The sequence below is a fragment of the Maribacter arcticus genome (genome assembly GCF_900167935.1).
GTDB lineage: Bacteria > Bacteroidota > Bacteroidia > Flavobacteriales > Flavobacteriaceae > Maribacter > Maribacter arcticus.
The window spans coordinates 156,589-183,065 of the sequence record NZ_FUYL01000009.1 but is presented as its reverse complement, the minus strand read 5'-3'; the positions used below and the strand labels follow the sequence as shown (position 1 = coordinate 183,065).

Below are 26,477 nucleotides of genomic sequence, written 5' to 3'. Positions count from 1 at the left end.
TGATGCTTAGAATATAAAAAAAAGCCATCAGTATTGCTGATGGCTTTTTTTATGCTTTAACTTATTGTAATTTAAAAGTGATAGGAATACTGAAAGGAACTTTAACTGCTGTTCCACGTTGCATGCCCGGTGTCATTTTTGGTAGTTTAGAAAGTATGCGTGCTGCTTCATTTTCTAATAATTCATGTGGCCCTCTTTTTTGAATAGTGCCAATACTTCCATCTTTATTAATGATGAATTGCGTACTTACTCTGCCTTGAAGTCCCATTTCTTGTGCCAATTCTGGATACCTGAAGTTTTTTCGAATATGTTTTTGCATCATGTCATTAAAACAAGCCCTCTTGTCCTTTTCATCTTCACAACCTGGAAAAACAGGAACTTCTTCAATAGTCACCCAATTTACCTCTACTTCGTCGGGTACGTCAATAACTTCTAAATCTGTAGCTTCTAAAACCTCAGTTTCGGGGTCTGCTTCTGAGGAAATTACTTCCGTTTCCTCGATTTCGGCATCATTCTCTTCAATTTTAATTTCTTGTGGTAAAACTTGTTTGACTTCAGGTTCTTCAATTTTGAACTTCTCAACTAGGTCTTCTTCTATTTCACTTTCGTTAGTATTCATGGCTTCATCGATATGCCTATCAGATTCAAACGACTTCCATTCTAAGGCTACGTATACCATGGCCAATACTAATAGTAGTCCGAATACGAAATACATGCTACTCTTTTTGTTGAGGTCTTGCTGTGGATTTTTTTTTGGTTCCATAATTTAGAGATTTAGACTTGTTGCGAACAAGTGCGGTTATTATTCTTTTGCTTCCATAAAGCTATTCTTTAGAAAGAGGTTGTGAAACGAGAAATGAGTCAATGGTAGTTTTCACTGAGGGAATTGACTTTTAAATCTGATTAGTACTATCATAAATGGTTTATGTAGTGACTTAAAAGTGGTATTTATTGAAATAAAAATTTTAAAGGTTGTCGAAAGACCGTAATTTTAACGCCATGGGTATTTTTAAGAAAGACAAACTTCAAATTATCAACTTTCAGTCATACGGAAGTGGAACCCGGCTGTATGTACGTGGTCGCGCTATTGAGGATGAAAATATTGATTTAGACCAAAAAGGTATTTTCAATTTGATGGGGAATACTTGGAAGCGGTTTGAAACGGATGAAGTTAGAAATACAGCTCTTAAAATTACTTTTGCCAACGGAGAAACGGTACAAGGGACTACTGATGATGATGGGTATTACTTATTTGATAAGAATATTGAGGGCCTTCAAAGTTTAGCAAATGATGAGGGTTGGCTGAGTTTTGAACTGTCATTTAGCAATCCAAACTTAAAAAGGGAAGTAGTACTACAAAATCGATTTACAGGTGAAATGCTGATTCCTAATGAGCATGCTAAATTCGGGGTCATAAGTGATATAGACGATACTATTTTACATACCGGTGTAGTATCTTCACTAAAATGGAAGGTAATAATAAATACCATGTTTAAACGCGCTACAAAGCGTAGGCAACTTGAAGGTGCTTCTGACTTTTACATGAAACTCCACAACGGGAAAACAGGAAGTGAAGCCAACCCCTTATTTTATGTGAGTCATAGCCCTTGGAATTTATACCGATATCTTGAACTCTTTTTAAAAACAAATAGCTTTCCTAAAGGGCCTATTCTATTGCGTAGTATAGCTAGTTTTAGAATGCGTAAAAAGAATGATGAGAAACCACAAAAGCAACGAGAAATCAGTAATCTACTAAAAGCGTATCCTAATTTGCCATTTATATTAATAGGTGATAGCGGAGAGAAAGATGGAGATATTTACCAAGAAATTTCCAGCTTGTTTCCAGGGAGAATAAAAGCGATTTACCTGCGAAGCGTAAACCATTCAAAACGAATGAAACGGATTGAAAATTTATTTTTAGACTTCAAGGATATTCCTTTTTTAATGGTAAATAAAACAGAGGAGGCAATCGCGCATGCGAAAGAAAACGGATTTATCTAAAAACTATGTGATTACAATATTTTGTATAGGTATCCACCTGTTTTCATCAAAATCGTTTAAAGCATTAATTAATTGAAAGCTTTTGAATAAGTGAATAGAAGCTGCTTTAATAGGGACTTCTGTGATCTTTTCTTCAGCAAGAAGCCTTGTTCTGCAAGTACCGAGTAATAGAGGGGTAGAAGGGGTTACTATTTTATATCCATCAGTAAATAGAATATTGGAGTAGGTCGCATCGGTAACGAATCCGTTCTTAATGATTAAAACATCTTCAAAGTTTATTTTTTGATGATAAAGGTGGTTTAAGTGTTTTCGGTCAGCATATTTTAATCTGTAGTCAATTTCATTATCTTTTAGTAACAATAGGCTTGTGGGTAAAGTATTGAGGTATTCGGAAATTGTCCATTTAGTACCAATTTCATTGTATTCGATTCTCAATTTACATTTTAGAGATTTGTCAATCTGCGGTAAAATTACTTTGTCAAATAAAGAATATTTTGCCTCGAATCCAAAAAAGGCATAAAAAGATAATTTGAACCTCGATTCATGGTAAAAGGCATTTTGAATCTCACCATTCGCAATACATACAGATTCAAATAGTGGGTACATATATTTTTTCTAAAAGTTCTTGATATTCCTCATCTAGCTTACTTAAGTGGGTTATACCGCCACCACTTTTGTAATGTAGTTGTCCGTCAATTTGTTCAATATACCTAATACTAACGGCACTATCAATTTGGGTACCATCAAAGACTCCGAAAATGCCAGTGTAAAATCCGCGAGGCATAATTTCAACATGCTCAATAATATCTATCGTTTTCTTTTTTGGAGCTCCGCTTATAGATCCAGCGGGTAAAGTCTTCAGTAACAAATTTGCGAAATTATCTTTCCAGTTTTTGGGTAGCTCACCTTGTATCTCGGAGCTAGTTTGCAGTAGTTCTTGATTGCCTTTTTTTATTTTTTCAATATATCTAAATTTATTGACCTTTACTTTTTTAGCAATTATAGAAAGATCGTTTCTAATTAGGTCTACAATAGTATTGTGTTCGTATTGTTCCTTTTTATTAGAAAGTAGTAATTCTTTTGCGTTTGGTATAGCGCTATTTATTGTCCCTTTCATGGGGTACGAGAAAATAGCATCGTTCTTGATTATTAGATAACACTCTGGTGAGAAAAGCACGAATTTATCTTTGTATAGTAGCTTGTATGGCGCTGATGCTTTTCGATAAATCTCTTTTAAATTTGCTGTTGTATTAAGAGTAGTTGGGAATGTAAGGTTTAGTAAAAAGCTATTGCCAGTATTCAATTCCTTTTTAACCGTGTCAAAAGCTTTCTGATAGATTTCTTTTGAGATAGGTTCAGGGTGTAAATTTATCAGACTGTCATCTAGTATTCTAGAGTCTAGATGATTGTCGTTTCCTTTTCCTTTAATATTGAAATAGATGTTTTGTTCGGCTGCTTCCTCAAGTGAATACACCAGTTTTTTAGACTTATTAAAGTCTATTATAAATAAAAATGGTTTTTCTTCGTGAAGAAAGTCGGTAACCTTCTTTTCAAAATCTTTCAATGAATTTGAGCTTAGATACGGTGAGTTTAAAAAAGGCCGTTGATTTCAGCGTCAATTTTGTTTAGTATAATTCCTAAATCTTCAGGGTTGTCAACGAAATCTAAATCATCAACATCGATGATAAGTAAGTTTCCTTTTTCATAGCCATGAACCCATGCTTCATATCGCTCGTTCAAACGGCTTAGGTAGTCAATAGAAATAGTGTTTTCGTATTCACGACCACGCTTATGTATTTGTTTTACCAAATTAGGAATAGAGCTTCGTAAATAGATAAGAAGATCTGGCGGTTCAACAAAACTCTCCATCAAATCGAATAGACTAGAGTAGTTTTGAAAATCACGATTTGTCATCAAGCCCATGGCATGAAGGTTGGGGGCGAAGATATGTGCATCCTCGTAAATGGTTCTATCCTGTATAACTTCTTTGCCGCTTTCTTTAATTTGTAAGATTTGGCGGTATCGACTATTTAAAAAGTAGATTTGAAGGTTGAAACTCCATCGTTCCATTTGATTATAAAAATCATCTAAATATGGATTCTCGACAACATCCTCAAAATGCGCTTCCCACTTATAATGTTTTGAAAGTAATCTGGTTAGGGTTGTTTTACCTGCACCAATATTTCCAGCTACGGCAATATGCATTTTGAGTTTATTTAACGGTTAGTTAAGTGAAAATTATAACGCACAATATACAAAGTAAATTATGCATTAAGAAAAATAGTATGTCCTTTTGGACGAATGACATGTTTAGTATTTAATCACTAATAATGAACAGGCTTGTCTAATCAGCAAATCAGTTTATATCCGATACCACGTATGTTGATTATTTGTATAGTATTATCCTTTTTTAGTTTTTTTCTTAACTTAGTGATAAAGACATCCATACTACGGGCATTATAGAAATCATCATCTCCCCAAATTTTATTTAAAATAAAAGTTCGCTCTAAAATATCATTTCTGTTTTTGCATAAATAAAACAATAATTCTGACTCTCTGTGTGTAAGGCTTATAGAAACTTCATCCTTTACTAATTGTTGTTTTATGTGATTAAACGTATAGCTGCCAATTTTTATGTTTTGTTCTATAGATTTCCTCGTTCTTCTGTTTAATAAAGAATGTATTCTAACAATAAGCTCTTCGATACTAAAAGGTTTTTTTAAGTAATCATTGGCACCCAATTCAAAACCTAGGACCACATCTTTTGTTTGAATTTTTGCGGTAAGGAAAATAATGGGGACATTTTTGTCTTTTTGTCTTATTTCTTTAGCCACGGTAAATCCATCCTTTTTAGGCATCATGATATCTAGAACAATAATGTCTGGGTTTTTAATATCGAAAATTTCCAAAGCATCATCCCCATTATTACAATGAAGTACCTCAAAATCTTTAGACTCTAAGCTCTCTTTGACTATTAAGGCTAATGATTCTTCATCTTCAGCATATAGTATTTTCATCTTTTGATTCATATGGTGATAATAAATTCAGTAAAATCTTCCATAACTTTTAGAGTAATTGTACCACCATGTTTTTCGACAACTTTTTTAGAGAAATAAAGTCCAATACCGCTACCCGCTGCATCATGATTGTTTCCCGTTGCTTTTCGTGAAAATTTATCAAAAATATAAGAGGAGTCAGTTTGATTTAAAGAATTTCCATTATCTCTAATAGAGATATTAGTTGAATTAACATTTTGAGTAATTTTTATTTCAATTTTTCGACCTCCATATTTTTCAGCATTATCTAAAAGATTAGAAATAGCACTAGAAAAGTAGAATGAATCAACTTTCAGTTTTAGAGAACTTACATTGGTATTTAATTTAAATTCTTTCGTGTTTGTTATTAGTTCGTATTTAGTCAATAGTTTTTCGATAAGGGGTACAATGTCAACTACGTGTTTATTTAGTTTGACATTATTTTCATCAAGTGCCGAAGTCTCAAGAAGTTTTTCTACCATAACATCTAACTTTTTTAATTGTTGGTTAGATATAGTTAAATAGGTGTTAGTTTTTTCTTTATCCTGTATAACGTTAAAGCTACCTAATGCCTCAATAGCTGCAGAAACCGTTGCTATTGGTGTTTTAAATTCATGAGTTATATTACTGATAAAATCATCTTTTATTTTTGAAAGTTGTTTTTGTTTATTTATCGTTTTAATTAAATAGTAGATGCTGAAAAGAATACCAAGAGATAAAATTAAAGAAAGGATAATACCAGTAAGACTTTTAAAAAATGCTTGTTTTTCAGTATTATTGAATTCAAGTTCTAAGTTTTGAAGATTGGGGATGTAATTAGAAGTACTAGAATATTCAATTAGACCTGTTTTGTTTGTTAGAACAATATCACTTCCAAAAATTGTATCTTTTTTGTAGTGTAGCACGTTATAAATGCTTTTTATTTTCTCTTTTAGAAAAATACTATCTGTGATTTTCCTAAGTAATTTAAAATCTATAGAGTCTCGAGTTTGAGTAACTGTAATATTGTTGAATTTTAATTCTGCTAAAACATTATCATCCATTGCAGATTTTCCTGTAACTAATAAAAAGTTATTTTCAGTCTGTGAGGAGTCAATTATTTCCCTAAAGTCAATTGATTCTGTATTGGAGTTTTTTTTAAAGAATGTAGACATTTCCTTTAAAGGGTTTTTATTTAAAAACTGTACTCCGCTTAAGCTGTCATTTTTATTAGTAAAATCGGTGTCCAAAATGGTTAACACATCAGATTTGCCTAGCTCAAAGTAGTATGTTTCAATAGCATCTTCAAAAGCTTTTTCAACTTTGAAAACATATTGTGATTTGTTAGACGCAAACATTTCAAAATTCCAATACAATTGCATTGCAACGATTAAGAGAGTGATAATTATGGTAACTAAAAAGAAGGGCTTGTAGTTTTTATTGTCCATATAGTAAAGATAAATCCATTTTCGAGGTTAAATAGCTTTGTGTTAACACTCGTTAACGTTAATTAACCAAATGTGTTCGTCCTGATTGCCATATTTGTGAAATAATAATTAAAAAACAGATATAGATGAAAACCTTACAAGCACTTTTTACAGTAATTGCTTTGTCAATCACTTCTACTATTTTTTCTCAAACCAAAAGTTCAAAAATTGAAAGATTTGAAATTCACGAAATAGGGATTACGGTTAATTCTCTTGACGAATTGAAAACGATTGATTGGGATGATTTTTTTAGCGTTTTTGAATTAGATGAAATTAATTCAAAAATCACCTTTTTTATTGAATTAAAGGATGTTGATGTTCAAGATAAAAGTAATAACGATGTGCATTTTTCTCAATTAAAATTTACAGTTTCTGGCTATGAAAGTGAAAAATATGAGATGCAAAAACAAATGTTAACTATCACGAAAAAACTATTGAAAAATTATAAAAGTTAAAATAATTCTAAGCTATTCTATAAACCTTTTTTTTAATAGGTTTATTAGTAGATATGTTGCAAGCAAGCTTAAATTACATACTTTTGTGTCATTATTAAAGAGGAAGGATTTGTCTGATTGCAACCTCGGGGCCTTAAGCTAGTTTTAAGGATAAAAATGCTAAAGCAGTTTATTCCAAATATAATTTGGATTCTCTTTCATAGAGACTCATAAACTTCTTCCCGTATATCACCAAATCCATTACTGTCAAAAATATTGTAATGGCTTATTTATTTACATCAGAATCTGTTAGTGAAGGACATCCGGACAAAGTTGCGGATCAAATTAGTGATGCATTATTAGATAATTTTCTGGCATTTGATCCAGAAAGTAAAGTTGCTTGCGAAACCTTGGTGACTACTGGTCAAGTAGTATTGGCTGGGGAAGTGAAGAGTGATACCTATTTAGATGTGCAGAATATTGCCCGTGAGGTCATCAATAAAATAGGGTATACGAAAGGAGAGTATCAGTTTAGTGGTGATTCTTGTGGCGTTATCTCCTTAATTCATGAGCAATCGCAAGATATCAACCAAGGTGTTGACCGTGGTTCTAAAGAGGAACAAGGTGCTGGAGATCAAGGTATGATGTTCGGGTATGCGACGAGCGAAACCGAAAACTATATGCCTTTAGCATTGGATATATCCCACAAAATTCTGCACACATTGGCAGAAATTAGACGCGAGAATAAAGAAATCACCTATCTAAGGCCAGATGCTAAAGCTCAGGTTACGATTGAATATTCCGATACCAATGAGCCACAACGTATAGATACGATTGTTGTGTCAACACAGCATGATGCCTTTGATAAAGACGATGAGAAAATGTTGGCTAAAATTAAGTCAGACATTATTTCTATACTTATTCCGAGAGTAAAAGCTCAATTGCCTAAGGAGACGCAAAAGTTGTTTGATAACCAAATTAAGTACCATATAAACCCCACCGGAAAGTTTGTAATTGGTGGTCCTCATGGAGATACAGGTTTAACAGGTCGTAAGATTATCGTTGATACTTACGGTGGTAAAGGTGCTCACGGTGGTGGCGCTTTTAGTGGAAAAGACCCAAGTAAGGTAGACCGTAGTGCGGCTTACGCCGCACGTCATGCAGCAAAGAATTTGGTTGCTGCTGGGGTAGCAGATGAAATTTTAGTACAAGTGAGTTACGCAATTGGGGTAGTAGAACCAACTTCTATTTATGTAGATACATACGGAACAGCAAAAGTACAATTGAGCGATGGCGAAATAGCAAAGAAGGTGGCTCAGTTATTTGATATGCGACCATTTGCGATTGAAGAGCGTTTGAAGTTAAGAAACCCTATTTATTTAGAAACTGCAGCTTACGGACACATGGGGAAAACACCAGTAACCATTACTAAGGTTTTTGAATCACCATATAATGGCCGTATTGAAAGAGAAGTGGAATTGTTCACCTGGGAAAAGCTGGATAAGGTAGACGAGATAAAAAAGGCATTTAATATTTAAGATCATTGCCAGCATTGCGAAGCAATCTGTTGATTATTGTTTAGTATATAAATGCTTCGTGTTTCACGAAGCATTTTTTTTGCCATCTATGTAGACTTATACATTAAGCTTCATTTTGAAAATACTAGAGTAGGCTATGTAGAGTAGCAATCTTTAAAGCACGAAATTTAAATTTACATCACAAGCCAATTAACATCCCTTCACAACAACTTATAATCATTTGACCACAAAATTTTATTTGTAGGAAAAAGATTACATACATTTGAAATGTAATAATTGGAGAATCCCAAATCTCGCCACCTAAAAGATGAAATATATAGTACGAGTACAAACAAAAAATGGATAGTAACAAATTCAAGTTGAAGCCCCAAAATTCAGCTTAATTTTAATCCTGTTTAAAGATATGGAGTCTTTGAAAAACCTATTTAGAAAATAACTTAACCTACAAATGCCATGTTAAAACCCCACAGAATTCCCTTTGCAATTTTAGTATGCATTCTATTGCAATCTTGCTCAAAAGAAACTGACCTAATTTCTGAGTTTGTTGTTTTAGATGCTACAAAGACCGAGTATCGTTCAATGAAATTTAATCTAGATTTTGAAATTGAAAAATCTAAAAGGGCTGTTGAAACAGTGAGTATATTTCCCTATTTTGACTAAATATTAATCCTACCTAAAAGCCCTTTTAATGAAAAATCAAATACTCAAAGATTCTAAAATTCAAGTATACAACAACGATTTCTTCTCAGGCATTCTAATGCTGGCAAGAAAGTTATTCATGATATAGTGTTAAATTTAATTGCGAGCAATGCTGCCGTTAGGCTCTATATTGAGAAGCAATATGTCTATTTAGAACACGCCATTTTCTTTTATGTCAAACTAAGCCTGTTCACATTGTTTAGGGCGTATTCTAAAGCCTACTGCTTCTATTTTTGGCAGACTAATTTGTGTTGTATTGAGCGCAGTCGAAATGCTTTTGTTCTTTTTTCTATCGTAATTCCAAGCATTTAAAAAACCTAATAATCAAGTAAACTTTCTTAGCTTTAAGAATTCAAAATCTTAAGCCATGCCGAAGTTTACCATCAAACACCTTTTCACCCTTATTTTTCTTTCTACACTAATTATTTCCTGTAGAAAAACACCCAAAGTAGCAGATGCTGAAATCTCAGAAACTTATGTTTCGGATAACTACACTAAAAGCGAGGTCGACATCACCATGCGTGACGGCATAAAACTCCACACCACAATTTATTCGCCAAAAGATAGTTCAAAAGAATATCCTATAATCATGCAGCGAACGCCTTATAGTTCGCAGCCTTACGGTGCGGGTAACTTCAAGGAGAAAATTGCACCAAATATCCATATGATGAAAGATGGCTACATCGTCGTCTACCAAGATGTTCGTGGTCGTTGGTTGAGTGAAGGGCATTATGAAAATATGCGTGCTTATAATCCAAATAAAACTACGGATGCCGATATCGATGAAAGTTCAGATACCTATGATACCATAGATTGGCTGGTGAATAACGTTGAAAACAATAATGGTAATGTAGGTATTTGGGGAATATCTTATCCTGGGTTTTACGCCACATATGCGGTAGTAGATGCACATCCGGCATTGAAAGCGGCATCGCCACAAGCGAGTATAGCAGATTTCTTTTTTGATGATTTTCACCATAACGGAGCCTATTTATTGAGTTATTTTAGAGCGACCTCTTTATTCGGTACACCAAGACCAAATGGCGATAAGCCAATCGATACCGCTTGGTACGTGTTGCCAGAATTACCGACCGAAGATCAGTACCAATTCTTTTTAGATGAAGGTCCGTTAAAGAATTTAGACCATTTCTTTGAATATGAAACTGCTGATACGCCACGTATGGCGAAAGAAGGTGTTACCGATGATTACTTCTGGAACGAATTAAAAGAACACCCCAACTACGATGAGCTTTGGCAGAGTCGCGGATTGATTCAGCATTTAAAAAATGTAAAGCCTACAGTGGCGACCATGGTGGTTGCAGGGGAGTTTGATGCAGAAGATTTATACGGACCGTTAGAAACCTATAAGAATATTGAAAAGTACAATGCCGATAATTATAACACCTTGGTTTTCGGACCGTGGGATCACGGTGGATGGGCTCGAAGTAAAGGTCAGAATACCGTTGGGAACTATTACTTCGGAGATTCTATTTCTGAGTTTTTTCAAGAGAAGATAGAAAAGAAATTCTTTGACCATTTCTTAAAAGGAAATGGTGGTAAGAATAGCGGATTGCCAGAAGCCTATGTTTTTGATACCGGAAGAAAAGACTGGAAAACTTATGATACATGGCCTCCAAAAGGAGTTGTAAAAAAGGACATGTACCTATCTGCAAACCAACAATTGACTACAGAACCCAAGAAGGTCGAAGGCGTTCAGTTCATTAGTGATATTAAAAAACCGGTACCGTATTCTGAGGATATTAAAACCGTATTCACGCCAAGAAAATACATGACCGATGACCAGCGTTTTGCGGCTCGCCGTAGTGATGTATTGGTTTTTGAAACTGAAGTTATGGAAAATGACTTGACTTTAGCGGGTGATATTCTAGCCAAGTTAAAAGTCGCAACTACAGGTACAGCGGCAGATTGGATTGTAAAAATTATCGATGTTCACCCAGCCGATGAGCCGGATTATGAAGGCATGCAAGACCATTTAAAAATGAGCAATTACCATTTAATGGTACGTAGCGAAGTATTGCGTGGGCGTTTTAGAAATAGCTTCTCAACCCCAGAACCTTTTGTGCCGAACCAAAAGACCGATGTTACCATTAAATTGCAAGATGTTTTTCATACCATTAAAAAGGGACACAAATTACAGGTACAGGTACAAAGTACTTGGTTTCCACTTATAGATTTAAATCCGCAAACCTATGTTGAAAATATTTTTGAAGCAGATGAGTCGGACTTTAAAACCCAAACCCATACCGTATTTACAGATTCTAGTATTGAGTTTTCGGTATTGGAGTAGGGGTTTTGTAGCATCAGGAAATATCTAAGCCCATAACTCAGGAATTATATACTTTTAGTAGAAATCAAACTTACCAAACAACAACAACAAAATGAAAAAAGTAATCCTAGCCGTAGCAGGTATTTTGTTCCTTTTACCACTAAACACAAAAGCGCAAAAAAGTAAAACCAAAAGGCCAAATATTATTTTCATCATGTCAGATGATCATGCGTATCAAGCGATAAGCGCGTATGATGATAAATTGATACATACACCAAATATAGACCGACTGGCAAAAGAGGGTATGCTGTTTACCAATGCGAGTGTCACCAACTCTATTTGTGCGCCTTCAAGAGCTACAATTCTCACAGGTAAGCACACGCATATTAATGGAAAAGTAGATAACTATTTTCCGTTCGATACTACGCAAGTGACTTTTCCACAAATCTTTAAAAAGAACGGCTATAAAACGGCAATGTTCGGCAAGCTTCATTTTGGGAACAACCCCAAAGGAGTAGATGAATTTATGATTCTACCAGGTCAGGGAAATTATATTAATCCCGATTTTATTGTGACCAACGGTGATACCATTAGAAAGGAAGGTTACGTAACCGATATCATAACCGATGTATCCCTCGATTGGTTGAAGAAAGAAGCAGCCGACGACGAACCTTTTATGATGATGTATTTGCATAAAGCTCCTCATCGCCCATGGTGGCCAAGAGCAGATAAGTTTAAAGAGTTTACTAAGAAAAGATTCCCAGAGCCAGCTACCCTTTTTGATGATTATAAAAATAGGGGTACAGCTGCTAAAACAGCCGAAATGAATCTGTTGACCCATATGATGTACAGTCATGATAGTAAAATAAGACCAGAGACTTTGGCGAAAATGGAGGGGAAAGTATTTCCGGTAGTGGAGGAATATCCGAATGGATTTTATGGTCCGTATAATCGAGCTACGGCAGAGCAAAAAGCATTGTATGATCCTGTACTGGATTCCATCAATGATTTTTTCTATGAGAATTGGCCAAAAATGAACGATACCGAGAAAATGAAATGGAAATACCAACGATACATGCAAGATTACTTGGGTAGTATTTCTTCGGTGGATGATAATGTAGGTAGGCTTTTGGATTATTTAGATGAATCTGGATTAGCAGCGAATACCATTGTTATCTATACATCTGATCAAGGTTTTTATTTAGGTGAGCATGGTTGGTTCGATAAGCGATTTATTTATGACGAATCTTTTAAAACTCCGTTATTGGTACGTTGGCCAAATGTAGTGAAACCAGGTTCTGTTGAAAATGAAATGGTGCAGAATTTAGACTTTGCACAAACCATGTTAGAAGCTGTTGGTATTAAACCACCAAACGATATGCAGGGCGAAAGTCTAATTCCGCTACTAAAAGGAAACAAAAAAGACTGGACACGTGATGCGGTGTATTATCAGTATTATGAATATCCATCGGTTCATATGGTAAAGCGGCATTACGGCATTGTAAGCAAAGAGTTTAAGTTAGTTCATTTCTATTATGATGTTGACGAATGGGAATTGTACGATAGGTTAAACGACCCTAATGAAATGAACAATGTATACAACGACCCAGCCTATGCAGACACAGTTAAAAAATTGAAGAAAGATTTAATCGCACTACGTATAAAATACAAAGACTCCCCAGAGCAGGATCAAAAATATATTGATAAGTACAAAAGTGCGGGGATGATTAAATAGCTGAATTCGCTATGCTTTTTATCTAAACGTATTATCAGTTCGAGTAAGTTCTTTCTAATTGTCAATTTAGAAAGAACGTGCCTACCTGCCGTATAGCAGGTATCGAGAACCATTCGAGGTTAAGATGTTTTTCTGAAAGATGAACAAAAAACTAGCGATATTGAGCGATTATTTACACAATTAGTTATAAACAGCCCCTTAAAATACACAACTTGTTATTTTATATGATTTTTTAAAAATCATTAGGTTTTTAAAATCCTCTGCCCTTATATTTGCAGGGCAAAGTTCAAACACATATTGAATAGTTATCAAGAAAGGTGGAGGGATTAGACCCTTTGAAACCTTAGCAACCCTTTGTTCCATACAAAGAAGGTGCTACATTCTACCCTTACGGGAAGGATAACAGTAATCGATTTTTTTTCGATATTACTTTCTTATAACTTTTTGATTTTACCTACCCACATTTTATGTCGGTCGAGGATGAGCTTTTTAATTATTTAAATAATATTTAAAAACAACAAAATCATGAGTGATTACAAATTAGCAACAAACGCATTACACGCAGGGCACGACACAACTACCAATGGTGGTACTAGGGCTGTGCCAATTTACCAGACATCATCGTATGTATTTAAGGATACGGATCATGCCGCCAATCTTTTTTCGTTAAAAGAACTTGGTTTTATTTACACTCGTTTAAACAACCCAACAAATCAAATTCTACAAGATAGATTAGCCGCTGTAGAAGGTGGTATAGGTGCGGTAGTGTTTGCATCAGGTACGGCAGCAATCTCAACAGGATTATTAACCTTGTTAAAAGCAGGTGATCACATCGTAGCATCGAGCAGTTTATATGGTGGTACGTTCAACTTATTGAATGTGACACTACCAAGATTTGGTATTACAACAACATTTGTAGATGCTTCAGATGCTAAAAACTTTAAAGATGCGGTACAAGATAACACGAGGGCGTTTTTCGTAGAATCTTTAGGGAATCCGAAATTAGATGTATTGGATTTGAAAGCAATTTCAAAAGAAGCAAAAGCAGCTGAGGTACCTTTTATTGTAGATAACACAGTAGCTACTCCAGCATTGTTGAATCCGATTGAACACGGTGCCAACCTTGTAATTCACTCTTTGACAAAATATATTGGCGGACAAGGAACTTCTTTAGGTGGGGCCATTGTAGATGCCGGTACTTTTGATTGGACCAACGGAAAATTCCCAGAATTTACAGAGCCATCTGCCGGATACCACGGTTTAGTATATAGCGAAGCATTAGGTGCTGCTGCTTTTACCTTTAAATTAATATTAGAAGGATTGCGTGATTTCGGAGGTGCATTGAGTCCGTTTAACGCATTTCAAATCATACAAGGTTTAGAGACTTTACCGGTGCGTATTAAGCAACATAGTGCAAATGCATTAGAATTGGCTACGTGGTTAGAGGGTAGAGAAGAAGTGGCATGGGTAAATTACCCAGGATTGAAGAATAATAAATACAATGCTTTAGCTAAAGAATACTTGCCAAAAGGACAAAGTGGATTGGTTACCTTTGGGGTAAAGGGAGGCTTTGAAGCTGCGAAAAAAGTGACAGATGCTACCAAAATATTTTCATTGTTAGCGAATATTGGTGATACCAAATCATTGATTATTCACCCGTCTAGTACAACACATCAACAGTTGAACGCAGAGCAACAGGCTAGTGCAGGAGTTGGTCAAGATTTAATTCGTTTGTCTGTTGGTTTAGAGGACATCGAAGATTTAAAATCAGATTTGGCACAGGCATTCGAAAGCCTTTAATAATTCTATTTATTTTTATATAATAAGTTGGCATTGGTGGAGAAAAGGAAACTTTTACTTTTTTCCACCGATTAACACATACTAGTAATTTTTTCTACGGATGCTACATCAATTACAAATTAAAAAATACAAGACACTAAGCGGTGCAACTCAAGATATACAGTTATCGTATCAGTTGTTCGGGAAGAAATTACATACGGCACCCATAATCTTGGTGAATCATGCCCTGACGGGAAATTCGAATGTAACCGGAGAAGATGGTTGGTGGTCTGCACTTATAGGTGAAGAAAAATGTATCGATACTCAGAAATACACCATACTAGCTTTCAATATTCCTGGTAACGGACATGATAAATTTGTCATTGAAAATTACAAGGATTTTGTTGCGGGTGACGTGGCGAGACTCTTTTTATTGGGTCTGGAGCAACTAAAGGTTGAACGTTTATTTGCTATTATAGGTGGGTCATTAGGAGGAGGGATTGCTTGGGAAATGTCTGCAATAAAGCCTAATCTAGCTGAACATTTAATTCCCGTAGCATCCGATTGGAAATCTACTGATTGGCTAATTGCCAACTGCCAAATACAAGAGCAGTTTTTGGTGAATTCGAAACAACCTGTTCATGATGCTCGTATGCATGCGATGTTGTGTTACCGAACGCCAGCGTCCTTTAAAGAGCGTTTCAAAAGAAGCACCAATGAGGAGCTAAAGGTTTTTAATGTAGAAAGCTGGTTGATGCATCATGGCGATAAGCTTCAAGAGCGTTTTCAACTATCGGCTTATAAACTGATGAACCAGTTGTTGAAGACTATAGATGTAACAAGAAGTGGAGAACAGAATTTTATCAATCTTCAGAATAGTAATACGAACATTCATATTATAGGTGTGGATTCTGATATGTTCTTTACCGCACAAGAAAACAAAGATACCTTCAAGCAATTGGCACAAGCGAAAAGCAATGTTACATATGGGGAGGTACAATCCTTACATGGTCATGACGCTTTTTTAATTGAGTTCGACCAGATGGAAAAATTGCTGACAGGTATTTTCAATACCAATGGCAATATCAAGAAAATTAAAATCTTGAAGTTTGGGGGTAAATCATTAAGCAATGGTGAGGGACTTGAGCGCGTGTTGGATATTGTTCAGAATAAGGTGAATAATGATGAGAATGTAGCCATCGTGTTATCCGCAAGAGAAAAAGCTACGGATCAGTTAGAGAATATTCTAGAGAAAGCTGCCAAAGGCAAAAATTACAAAAAAGATTTTGAAGCATTAGAAAAGTATCAAAAGCATACCTACTCTAATATTAGCCTATCGGCAGAGTTTAAAGGCTTGGCGAAGTTATATGAGGGTGTGTCGTTATTGGGAGATTATAGTGCTAAAATTAAAGATGAGGTTTTGGCTTATGGGGAGTTGATTTCTGCGAAATTGGTAACCAAATTATTGATTGGAAAAGGCATAAAAGCCAAAATGGTAGATACCCGAGATATTTTAAAAACGGATAATACCTTCGGTGATGCTAAAGTGTTGGAGGCTGAATCGAAAGAAAAGGTCTTATTGAAATTTGCAGAAATTCCAAAAGATACCGTAGCTGTAGTTACGGGATTCATCTCTTCTACAATGGATGGTGAGACGACCACATTGGGTAGAAATGGAAGTAACTATTCCGCAGCTTTATTGGCGAATTTTTTAGATGCAGAAGAATTACAGAACTATACCCATGTTGATGGTATATACACTGCAAATCCTGATTATGTGCCTGAAGCGAAAAAGCTTGCTAATCTTTCTTATGCAGAAGCTAATGAGCTTGCGAATTTTGGAGCGACAATTTTACACGCCAAAACCATTATTCCACTTATAGAAAAGAACATTCCACTGCGTATTTTGAATACGTATAATGATGATAATGAAGGAACCTTAATTAGCGCGAAGTCAAGTAAGGAAGGTATAAAATCACTTTCGGTTATTGAAGATGTAGCGATGATTAATATCGAAGGACGTGGGTTGCTTGGTAAAGTAGGTGTCGATGCCCGTATTTTTAAAGCTTTAGAAGCTAGCAATATTAGTGTCAGTATTGTGTCTCAAGGTTCTTCGGAAAGAGGTATTGGACTAGTAGTAAAAAAGGATAAAGCGAAGAGGGCCAAATTGGCTTTGGAAAATGAGTTTAGTCACGATTTTGAGTCGAAAGATGTGAATATGATTACGGTTATGGACGATGTATCTATTATATCAATTGTAGGTCAAGATTTAAGTACGTTTCATAAACCGTTCAATTCTCTGATTAAGAATCAAATTGTACCCTTATTATTCAATAATACAGTATCGGGCAAGAATGTAAGTTTGGTCGTTAAGAAAGCTGATTTGCACAAGGCAGTCAATGTAATGCACGGGCAAGTTTTCGGTATCAGTAAGAAAATCAATGTTCTTGTATTCGGACATGGTAATGTTGGTGGTACGTTGATAGACCAAATATTGAAGTCTACCAAAACAATTAAGGAGCGTAAGAAATTAGACCTTAGAGTATTCGGTATCGCCAATTCTAAAAAGATTTTACTGAATGAAAAGGGAATCACGAAGAGTTGGAAAACGAATCTAAAACATAAGGGGAAATCGTATAAAATTCAAGATGTTTTTGATTTTGCAAAGCGTCATCATTTGGAGAATCTAATTGTTATTGATAATACGGCAAGTCAAGATTTTGTAGCCAATTATTTTGACTTCGTGGATCATGGTTTTGATATTGTATCATCCAATAAAATAGCAAATACATTGCGTTATGATTTTTATCAATTGTTGCGTGAAGAATTGCAGAAGAACCAAAAGCAATATTTGTATGAAACAAATGTAGGTGCCGGTCTTCCATTAATAGATACAATTAAATTATTGCATTTATCCGGAGAAAACATCACTAGAATCAAAGGGGTATTTTCAGGTTCGTTAAGTTATATTTTCAATACGTTTTCTGAAGTAGATGTGCGATTTTCATCAATATTAAAGGATGCGATGCAACAAGGATTTACAGAGCCCGACCCAAGGGAAGACCTATCGGGTAATGATGTGGGTCGTAAATTATTGATTTTAGCACGTGAACTCGACTTGCATAATGAGTTTTCAGATATTCATATTGATAACCTTATCCCGAAGAAGTTACAAGAAGGTGATGTGGATTTCTTCTTGGAGAATTTAGAGGTATTGGATGCGAAGTTCGATGAAATTAAAAAGAATCAAAAACCTAATCATGTACTTCGCTATGTAGGTGATTTGCATGGAAATCTGCAAAAGGAAAAAGGGGTGTTAGATGTGAAACTAATATCTGTACCAAAAGAAAGTGCATTGGGGCAGGTAAAAGGTTCAGATTCTATTATAGAGATTTACACGGAATCATATGGCGAGAATCCGCTTGTTATTCAAGGTGCTGGTGCCGGTGCAGCTGTAACTGCACGAGGAGTATTTGGAGATATATTGAGAATTGCTGAGAAAGGGTAACTTCGGCTAAGTTCAGTTACTGAATAGTGAAATAGTAAGAGGTTTTAAGAAGAGGAAAGAAAATAGAGATGAAAGAGAACAATAATAAGTTTGAAACAAACGCAATACGTACACAATTAAAACGAAGTGAGAATCTGGAGCATTCTGTTCCGTTGTATTTGACCTCTAGTTTTGTATTTGAGGATGCGGAAGATATGCGGGCATCATTTGCAGAGGAGAAAGAGCGTAATATTTATTCGAGATACTCCAATCCGAATTCATCTGAGTTTATAGAGAAGGTATGCCAAATGGAAGGTGCTGAAAACGGATTCGCATTTGCATCGGGTATGGCAGCAGTTTTTTCAACGTTGGCAGCATTGCTGAATAGTGGAGACCATATCTTATCTGCTAGAAGTATATTCGGTTCAACGCATTCATTGTTTAACAATTTCTTTCCAAAATGGAATATTGATCATTCGTATTTCAAGATTGATGAATTAGAGACGATTGAGAGTCTTATAACTCCGAACACCAAAATACTGTATGCGGAAACACCTACAAACCCTGGTGTAGATGTATTGGATTTGGAGGAATTAGGTAAGATTGCTAAAAGAAACAATCTTATTTTAATCATTGATAATTGTTTCGCTACACCTTATTTACAGCAACCAATAAAATTCGGCGCCGATTTGGTTATCCATTCTGGTACTAAGTTGATGGATGGTCAGGGTAGAGTTTTGGCGGGTATTACAGTGGGTAGTGCTGAGTTGATGGATAAAGTATATCGTTTTTCTCGTATTACAGGTCCGGCATTATCACCATTTAACGCATGGGTACTTTCCAAAAGTTTGGAAACTTTGGCGGTTCGTGTTGATAGACATTGTGAGAATGCATTGAAATTAGCAGAATATTTAGAAGGAAACGAGAATATTAATTGGGTTAAATATCCATTTTTAAAATCGCATCCTAAATATGAGATAGCCAAAAAGCAAATGAAGGCTGGTGGTTGTGTAGTCGCATTTGAGGTAAAAGGAGGTTTAGAAGCTGGTAGGGAATTTTTCGATTCCATTAAATTGTTATCCCTTTCGGCCAATTTAGGAGATTCAAGAACGATAGTTACGCATCCGGCATCAACTACGCATAGTAAATTGAGTGTAAAGGAGCGTGCTGCTGTTGGTATTTCAGATGGAATGGTACGTATATCAGTAGGATTAGAGCATATCGATGATATTATTGCAGATATTGAGCAGGCATTGGGTTAACTTCGATTTTAATCATAAAAAAGCCCGGTATTGACCGGGCTTTTTTATATACTAAACTGGGAATAGTTTACTTTGTCAATGTCATATTATAAGTCGCGCTAACACTTGTTGTTGCTCCAAATATTTCTAGAGTCTCATCTAATTTATAGCGAAGTGACATTTTAGAATCGGTAAGTGCTATAATAGTAAAACCTACTTCTTCTTCACCAGTACCAAAATAAAGGGTACTGCCATCTAATCTCCATTCATCAGATTGAAAAAAGTCTTCACCTTCTTCCTCCTCTGTTGATGTTTCGCCCATTATTGTAGTTGTAAGTACTGTGGTGTACGAACCTTCACTTGTTACAATTTGTGGTTCTTCTGAAAACGTGACAATCGAATTGAAATCTTTTCCTACTGCACTAAAAGTTGTAGGGATAGAAGTTCCATCAAAATTCGTATCAGATCTTCCATCTGTTGCTTCTAATGCTGTTAAATTCCATGTGCCAATAATTGAGGCTTCGCTAGCGTTAGAAACACCATCTTCATCTTTAGAACATGATGAGAATACCAGTGTTAATACGGTGAAAATTGATAATAATAAATATTTTTTCATGAATTGTTTTTATGGATGAATGTATGAACGTTAAAATTGTGCCCTAAAGTATATAAGCGATATTTTTATATTTGGTTATCTTAGCATTATGCTCTCCAAAAAGACAAAATACGGGTTAAAAGCCCTTGCTTATTTAGCTTCACAGAAAGATAAAAAGCCTGTACAGATTTCAGAAATTGCTGAGAAGGAGAACATATCTCAAAAATTCTTAGAAAGTATTCTGTTAAGTCTTAGAAAAACTGGCTTTTTAGGTTCTAAGAAGGGAAAGGGTGGAGGCTATTATCTATTAAAGACACCAGAAGAAATTTCAATGACCGATGTAATGCGTGTCTTAGAAGGTCCTATTTCAATGGTGCCGTGTGTAAGTTTGAATTTCTACGAAACATGTGATGACTGCCCCGATGAACAAGCCTGTTCGGTGCATAAATTGATGCTTCAGGTGCGTGACAGCACTTTAGAGGTTTATCGAAATAATACTTTAAGAGATATTATATCCAAGTAATTCCTATTTAATTTAATCCTTCCGCAGGTAATATATACCATATTGCGAATTATTAAATTTTCAGTCCTATTTATTATTAATCTACTAAATCTATAGGGTAATTTATATTTTTTGAAATTTAATGCACCTACTTTGAAAATATATGCTATTTTTGAAAACTCTATTAATTTAGTAGGGTAATAAAAATTGATTTAGAAGATGATTGCGGATCAACTTATTTTAAATAATAAAGAGAACAAAACAACGTATCAAGATGATAAAACGTCTGAAAAACCTATACGTAGTATCGCCAAAGCTTTTAGTTGGAGAGTGATAGGTACTGTAGATACGTTGATAATATCTTATATACTTACTGGTGAATTTTCGGTTGCTGCCTCAATAGCATCGATAGATTTTGTTACAAAAATGATATTGTACTTTTTTCATGAGCGTTTTTGGAATTTAATTAAGTGGGGTAAATAATAAAGAATAACAAAATGGCATTAACAGCAGCACAAGTTCAAAAATTAAATGTTCAGTTTAAAGGTATACCGCCAGAAGAAATTATTTCATGGGCGGTGAAACATGGTCAAACTCCTGTAGTGACTACCAATTTCAGACCTTATGAAGTTGCTATTCTACATGCGATATCTGAAGTTAGAGGTGATATTCCGGTAGTTTGGTGCGATACAGGCTACAATACGCCAAAGACCTATAAGCATGCTGAAGAATTAACAAAAAGATTGAACTTGAATATTCAATTGTATGTTCCTAAACAAACAACGGCGCATAGAGATGCGGTTATGGGAATTCCACAAATTGATGATCCTCGCCATGCGGAGTTTACTGAACAAGTAAAGTTGGAACCTTTTAAAAGAGCAATGGCAGATTTTAAGCCAGATGTTTGGTTTACGAATCTTAGAAAAGGCCAGACAGCTTTGCGTGATAGCCTTGATATTTTAAGCTTAAGTAAAGATGGTGTTCTAAAGGTGAGTCCTTTTTATCACTGGAACGATACACAGCTAGATACCTATTTAAAAAAATATAAACTCCCTAACGAGCATAACTATTTTGACCCGACAAAGGTGTTAGAGAATAGAGAATGTGGATTACATAGTTAATACAAGGGAAAAAAAGAATAAAGATAATTTATCTAAAAAAGCATAATGAGTAATACAAGCACGGAATTGGAAGTAACACCAACCCAAAAACTTTTAAAAGATACATCCCTTATAAATGCACTTGAGAATGAAGCTATTTATATTATAAGAGAAGTTGCAGCTCAATTTGAGAAGCCTGTTCTTTTATTTTCTGGTGGTAAAGATTCTATTACATTGGTTCGTTTGGCTCAAAAAGCATTTTGGCCTTCAAAAATTCCTTTTCCTTTAATGCATATCGATACAGGGCATAATTTTCCTGAAACAATAGAATTTAGAGATCGATTGGTAAAGGAGCTAGGCTTGGAGTTAATTGTGCGTAATGTGCAGGATTCTATTGACCAAGGTAAGGTTAAGGAAGAGTCCGGTAGATATTCTAGTAGAAACAGTTTGCAAACGACCACTTTGTTAGATGCTATCGAAGAATTCAAATTCGATGCCTGTATAGGGGGCGCACGTAGAGATGAGGAAAAAGCAAGGGCCAAAGAGCGTATATTTTCGGTACGTGATGATTTTGGTCAATGGGATGAACGTAATCAGCGTCCAGAATTATTCGATATGTTGAACGGTCAAATAGAATTAGGTCAGAATGTGAGAGTATTTCCAATATCTAATTGGACGGAATTAGATGTTTGGTCCTATATCAAAGATGAGGCTTTTGAAATCCCTTCTATATACTTTGCACACAAACGTAAAACCTTTTTAAGGGATGGTATGATTTGGTCTGCTGAAGATGATATTGTTTTTAGAGAAGATGATGAGGTAGTAGAAGAACGTTTGGTTCGTTTCCGTACGGTAGGTGATATGTCTTGTACAGCGGCAGTATTGTCTGATGCGGTAAGTATAGATAAAGTGGTTGAAGAGATTCGAGATTCTTCAATTTCTGAGCGTGGCGCACGTATAGATGATAAGCGCTCTGAAGCAGCCATGGAAAAAAGAAAACAACAAGGATATTTCTAGAATTTTATTCTGAAAATTAAGCCCTTAGCTTTTAGAGAATGGGTACTAGTAAAAAATAATATTTAAAAAGCCAATAGCGTTTAGCGAATGGCGAACAGCTTTAGAATGGAAGTACTGAAAATAGCAACAGCAGGTAGTGTAGATGACGGTAAAAGTACCTTGATTGGGAGAATACTGTACGACACAAAATCATTGACCAGCGATAAATTAGCCGCGATTGAAAAGACAAGTAAGCAAAAGGGATATGATTATTTAGATTTCTCTTTGGCGACGGATGGTTTGGTAGCAGAACGTGAGCAGGGTATAACTATAGATGTTGCCCATATTTATTTCTCTACAACAACGAAAAGTTACATCATTGCAGATACACCTGGTCATGTAGAATATACGCGTAACATGGTTACGGGGGCTTCTACTTCTCAAGCGGCGATTATTTTAATCGATGCACGTAAAGGAGTTATTGAGCAGACGAACAGACACTTTTTTATTAATAATTTATTACGCATTAAAGATGTTGTAGTGGCGATTAATAAAATGGACTTGGTCGATTATTCTGAAGAAACGTATAATGCGATTAAAGCCGATTTTGAAGAATTGATGGCCAAGCGCGATTATCAAGATCAAAAAATAACCTTTATCCCTGTGAGTGCTTTGAAAGGCGATAATGTGGTAAATAAATCTGAAAAGATGGCTTGGTATAAAGGTCAGTCACTTTTAGAGCATTTTGAAGCTTTGGATAGAAAAGATATTTTTAATGTGGGTACACCTCGTTTTCCTGTGCAATATGTTATTCGTCCAAAGACTGATGAGCATCACGATTTTAGAGGATTCGCCGGTAAAGTGTATGGTGGAGAATTAAGTGTAGGTGATGATGTTGTTGCGCTTCCGTCACAAACGCGCTCTAGAATAAAAGATATTTATTTCCATGACAAGAAATATAAAACTGCCTCAAGAAGGTCGTCGGTGACGATAACATTAGATGATGAAATTAATCTAAGCCGTGGCGACATGTTAGTGAAAGTTGGTGACTTACCTACTGTAGATAAGCATTTTACTGCCACTATCTCTTGGATGGATTCATTGCCTTTGGCGGCTGGAAATAAATATATCGTGCAGCACGGTGTCAATAAAGTATTGGCTAAGGTTGAACAGGTTCATCATAAAATTGCGCCAGATTATTCGGGTATCGATACAGAAACCGATTCGTTGGGCATGAATGATATTGCCCAAGTAAGTTTCCGTTTAAATAAACCAATTTTTTATGACCAATTCAAAAATCATAGAACAAATGGATCATTTATCTTGATAGATACAAAATCAAATAGTACCGTAGGAGCAGGTTTTATTAGTTAATAAACGTATTAAACGGTTTATAGTAAGCAAGACTTTTAATTTTAACCTATTTAGTCCATAGGTAAAATAGATAATAAACTTAGTACAGATTATTCAGTACTAAATACTAGAAAAGAATGCAGAGTTTTAGAACAGAAATAGAAAATCAAGTAGTTGCAAAAGATATTCTTGAATTAGAACGAAAAATTCATGAGTTTCATGGCGGCAAATTAGATGAGGAAAAGTTTAGGAGCCTTCGTTTGGCACGTGGTGTATATGGCCAACGTCAAGAAGGGGTTCAAATGATTCGTATAAAATTACCCTATGGTAAAGTGACTTCTAAGCAATTGCTGCGTATTTGTGATGTGTCTGACGAGTATTCTACCGGTAGATTGCACATTACGACACGTCAAGATATTCAAATTCATTATGTGGATTTGAACAGAACTCCTGAGCTTTGGTCACAATTAGAAAAGGATGATATTACGCTAAGGGAAGCTTGTGGTAACACGGTTCGTAATATAACGGCTAGTGAAACGGCAGGAGTTGATGTAGATGAGCCTTTTGATGTATCTCCATATGCGCATGCCTTGTTCCAGTATTTTCTAAGAAATCCTGTGAGTCAAGAAATGGGACGCAAGTTCAAAGTTTCTTTCTCTGCAAGTGATGCCGATACCGGACTTTCATACATGCATGATTTAGGATTCATAGCTAAACTTCAAAATGGAGAGCCAGGCTTTAAGGTAATGTTAGGCGGTGGTTTAGGTTCTCAACCTAGGCATGCTGATGAATTATACAGTTTTTTACCTGCAGACCAAATTATTCCTTTAATGGAAACGGTAGTGCGTGTTTTTGACCGTTATGGTGAGCGTAAGAGTAGGGCTAAGGCTAGAATGAAATTCTTATTAAAGGATTTAGGGTTAGACGGATTCAAAGAATTATTGGCTGCGGAGAAAACAGCAGTTCCTTTTGATTCGTTTCCGATTGATGCAGATGCGTATCCGAAAATCAAGGTTTCTAATCTAGAAGTTCCAGCCGTAGAGATTACAGATGCTAAAGAATTTGAGCAGTGGAAATCTACCAACGTGGTGCCACAGAAACAACTAGGCTATTTAGCTATCGGTATCAAGGTTTTATTAGGAGATTTTTATACGGATAAAGCTAGATTATTGGCAGGTTTGGTTCAGAAATATGCTGCCGGAGAGATTCGATTATCATTACGTCAGAATATTTTAATTCCGTTTGTAAAGGAAGAGAATATAGAGTTTTTCTATACTGAATTGAAAAAATTTGGTTTCACGGAAGCTGGTTATAACAAGGCGTTGGATATTACAGCTTGCCCAGGTACAGATACATGTAATTTAGGTATTTCAAGTAGTACAGGTATTGCAGAAGAATTGGAACGTGTAATCAAAACAGAATATCCAGATTATATTAATAACGAAGATGTCGTTATTAAAATTAGCGGATGTATGAATGCTTGTGGTCAACACAACATGGCCAATATAGGTTTTCAAGGAATGTCTGTTCGTACAAAAGATAAATTAGTTGCACCTGCGCTTCAAGTATTATTAGGAGGTAGCAATGATGGAAATGGTCAAGGGCGTTTTGCTGATAAAGTAGTAAAAGTGCCAAGTAAAAGAGGCCCAGAAGCATTACGTTTAATCTTGAATGATTTTGATGCCAATGGTGGCGATTTATCGTTCCCTGATTATTACGCGGAAAAAGGTCAAATGTATTTCTATGATTTTCTTACGCCATTATCTTCCGTTGATGATTTAACGGCAGATGATTTTATTGACTGGGGAAATTCAGAACGATATGAAAAGGCAATTGGTGTTGGTGAATGTGCCGGAGTTGTAATTGATTTGATTGCAACCCTACTTTTTGAAAGTGAAGAAAAAATTCAGAATGCACAAGATATGTTAGACGCTGAAAAATGGTCGGCAAGTATCTACCACGCATATTCTTCTATGGTGAATTCAGCGAAAGCGATGTTGACTTCAGAAAATACAAAGGTCAATACACATGCAAGCATCATTAAAGATTTTGATGAGAAGTTCGTAGCCGATGGAAGAATAGCCGTTGCTCGTGGATTTGAAAATATGGTGCTTCAGTTGAATAAAAACGAACCTACAAAAGCTTTTGCGGAATCGTATTTGAGTGATGCAAAGTTATTTTTAGAAACTGTCGCAAAATTCAGACAACAAGAATTAGCAGAGGTATAAT

Annotated in this window: 22 protein-coding genes and 1 riboswitch; of the genes, 15 read left to right on the top strand and 7 right to left on the bottom strand. The window is 35.5% G+C overall.

The window, feature by feature from the left end; translation table 11 throughout:
* Window positions 1-61: 61 nt before the first annotated feature.
* Entirely contained in the window at window positions 62-763 is a 702-nt protein-coding gene (locus B5X55_RS14500; protein ID WP_079513352.1) for an energy transducer TonB, read from the bottom strand.
* A 209-nt stretch (window positions 764-972) separates the two neighbouring features.
* Between B5X55_RS14500 and B5X55_RS14495 the strand changes: the two genes are divergently transcribed.
* Complete coding sequence (locus B5X55_RS14495; protein WP_317042723.1) at window positions 973-2,001, top strand: App1 family protein phosphatidate phosphatase; 1,029 nt, start codon at window positions 973-975, stop codon at window positions 1,999-2,001.
* Window positions 2,002-2,004: 3 nt separating this feature from the next.
* Here B5X55_RS14495 and B5X55_RS14490 read toward each other — a convergent pair whose 3' ends face one another.
* The 5 genes from B5X55_RS14490 to B5X55_RS14470 all read right to left on the bottom strand — a co-directional run bounded on the left by B5X55_RS14490 (window position 2,005) and on the right by B5X55_RS14470 (window position 6,463).
* The gene (locus B5X55_RS14490; RefSeq protein WP_079513350.1) at window positions 2,005-2,607 is read right to left on the bottom strand and encodes an aminotransferase class IV; all 603 of its coding nucleotides are present in this window, start codon (window positions 2,605-2,607) and stop codon (window positions 2,005-2,007) included.
* Window positions 2,591-3,565 (bottom strand): aminodeoxychorismate synthase component I, encoded by a 975-nt coding sequence (locus B5X55_RS14485; RefSeq protein WP_079513349.1) that lies wholly within the window; start codon window positions 3,563-3,565, stop codon window positions 2,591-2,593. The genes B5X55_RS14490 and B5X55_RS14485 overlap by 17 nt, the downstream gene beginning before the upstream one ends.
* Window positions 3,566-3,591: 26 nt before the next feature.
* Window positions 3,592-4,206: a deoxynucleoside kinase gene (locus tag B5X55_RS14480; protein WP_079513348.1), complete on the bottom strand. Its 615-nt coding sequence runs from the start codon at window positions 4,204-4,206 to the stop codon at window positions 3,592-3,594.
* A gap of 143 nt (window positions 4,207-4,349) precedes the next feature.
* A complete protein-coding gene (locus B5X55_RS14475) occupies window positions 4,350-5,018 on the bottom strand; it encodes a response regulator transcription factor (RefSeq protein WP_394332847.1) in 669 nt (222 codons plus the stop codon).
* Between the two features lie 8 nt (window positions 5,019-5,026).
* Complete coding sequence (locus B5X55_RS14470; RefSeq protein ID WP_079513346.1) at window positions 5,027-6,463, bottom strand: sensor histidine kinase; 1,437 nt, start codon at window positions 6,461-6,463, stop codon at window positions 5,027-5,029.
* Between the two features lie 125 nt (window positions 6,464-6,588).
* Between B5X55_RS14470 and B5X55_RS14465 the strand changes: the two genes are divergently transcribed.
* The 8 genes from B5X55_RS14465 to B5X55_RS14430 all read left to right on the top strand — a co-directional run bounded on the left by B5X55_RS14465 (window position 6,589) and on the right by B5X55_RS14430 (window position 19,723).
* Entirely contained in the window at window positions 6,589-6,957 is a 369-nt protein-coding gene (locus B5X55_RS14465) for a hypothetical protein (protein ID WP_079513345.1), read from the top strand.
* 260 nt (window positions 6,958-7,217) lie between these two features.
* Window positions 7,218-8,474: a methionine adenosyltransferase gene (gene metK / locus B5X55_RS14460; RefSeq protein ID WP_079513344.1), complete on the top strand. Its 1,257-nt coding sequence runs from the start codon at window positions 7,218-7,220 to the stop codon at window positions 8,472-8,474.
* Window positions 8,475-8,927: 453 nt separating this feature from the next.
* Window positions 8,928-9,134, top strand: coding sequence for a hypothetical protein (locus B5X55_RS14455; RefSeq protein WP_079513343.1), 207 nt, complete (start codon window positions 8,928-8,930; stop codon window positions 9,132-9,134).
* Window positions 9,135-9,540: 406 nt separating this feature from the next.
* Window positions 9,541-11,481, top strand: coding sequence for a CocE/NonD family hydrolase (locus B5X55_RS14450; RefSeq protein ID WP_079513342.1), 1,941 nt, complete (start codon window positions 9,541-9,543; stop codon window positions 11,479-11,481).
* Window positions 11,482-11,572: 91 nt separating this feature from the next.
* The gene (locus tag B5X55_RS14445; RefSeq protein WP_079513341.1) at window positions 11,573-13,195 is read left to right on the top strand and encodes a sulfatase family protein; all 1,623 of its coding nucleotides are present in this window, start codon (window positions 11,573-11,575) and stop codon (window positions 13,193-13,195) included.
* A gap of 302 nt (window positions 13,196-13,497) precedes the next feature.
* A riboswitch (SAM riboswitch) is annotated at window positions 13,498-13,601 on the top strand.
* A 119-nt stretch (window positions 13,602-13,720) separates the two neighbouring features.
* Complete coding sequence (locus B5X55_RS14440; RefSeq protein ID WP_079513340.1) at window positions 13,721-14,995, top strand: O-acetylhomoserine aminocarboxypropyltransferase/cysteine synthase family protein; 1,275 nt, start codon at window positions 13,721-13,723, stop codon at window positions 14,993-14,995.
* 100 nt (window positions 14,996-15,095) lie between these two features.
* Entirely contained in the window at window positions 15,096-18,482 is a 3,387-nt protein-coding gene (thrA, locus tag B5X55_RS14435) for a bifunctional aspartate kinase/homoserine dehydrogenase I (RefSeq protein WP_079513339.1), read from the top strand.
* Between the two features lie 68 nt (window positions 18,483-18,550).
* Window positions 18,551-19,723 (top strand): trans-sulfuration enzyme family protein, encoded by a 1,173-nt coding sequence (locus B5X55_RS14430; protein WP_079513338.1) that lies wholly within the window; start codon window positions 18,551-18,553, stop codon window positions 19,721-19,723.
* A gap of 67 nt (window positions 19,724-19,790) precedes the next feature.
* Here B5X55_RS14430 and B5X55_RS14425 read toward each other — a convergent pair whose 3' ends face one another.
* Entirely contained in the window at window positions 19,791-20,318 is a 528-nt protein-coding gene (locus tag B5X55_RS14425; RefSeq protein ID WP_079513337.1) for a hypothetical protein, read from the bottom strand.
* 88 nt (window positions 20,319-20,406) lie between these two features.
* On the opposite strand from B5X55_RS14425, the gene B5X55_RS14420 reads away from it, so the two are divergent.
* The 6 genes from B5X55_RS14420 to B5X55_RS14395 all read left to right on the top strand — a co-directional run bounded on the left by B5X55_RS14420 (window position 20,407) and on the right by B5X55_RS14395 (window position 26,476).
* On the top strand, window positions 20,407-20,820 hold the full coding sequence (locus B5X55_RS14420) for an RrF2 family transcriptional regulator (RefSeq protein WP_079513336.1): 414 nt from the start codon (window positions 20,407-20,409) through the stop codon (window positions 20,818-20,820).
* Window positions 20,821-21,018: 198 nt separating this feature from the next.
* A complete protein-coding gene (locus tag B5X55_RS14415; RefSeq protein ID WP_079513335.1) occupies window positions 21,019-21,282 on the top strand; it encodes a DUF2061 domain-containing protein in 264 nt (87 codons plus the stop codon).
* A 14-nt stretch (window positions 21,283-21,296) separates the two neighbouring features.
* Window positions 21,297-21,920 (top strand): phosphoadenosine phosphosulfate reductase domain-containing protein, encoded by a 624-nt coding sequence (locus B5X55_RS14410; protein WP_079513334.1) that lies wholly within the window; start codon window positions 21,297-21,299, stop codon window positions 21,918-21,920.
* A 45-nt stretch (window positions 21,921-21,965) separates the two neighbouring features.
* Complete coding sequence (gene cysD, locus B5X55_RS14405) at window positions 21,966-22,916, top strand: sulfate adenylyltransferase subunit CysD (protein WP_079513333.1); 951 nt, start codon at window positions 21,966-21,968, stop codon at window positions 22,914-22,916.
* Window positions 22,917-23,021: 105 nt separating this feature from the next.
* On the top strand, window positions 23,022-24,269 hold the full coding sequence (locus tag B5X55_RS14400) for a sulfate adenylyltransferase subunit 1 (RefSeq protein ID WP_079513398.1): 1,248 nt from the start codon (window positions 23,022-23,024) through the stop codon (window positions 24,267-24,269).
* 116 nt (window positions 24,270-24,385) lie between these two features.
* Entirely contained in the window at window positions 24,386-26,476 is a 2,091-nt protein-coding gene (locus B5X55_RS14395; RefSeq protein ID WP_079513332.1) for a ferredoxin-like domain-containing protein, read from the top strand.
* Window position 26,477: the final 1 nt, after the last annotated feature.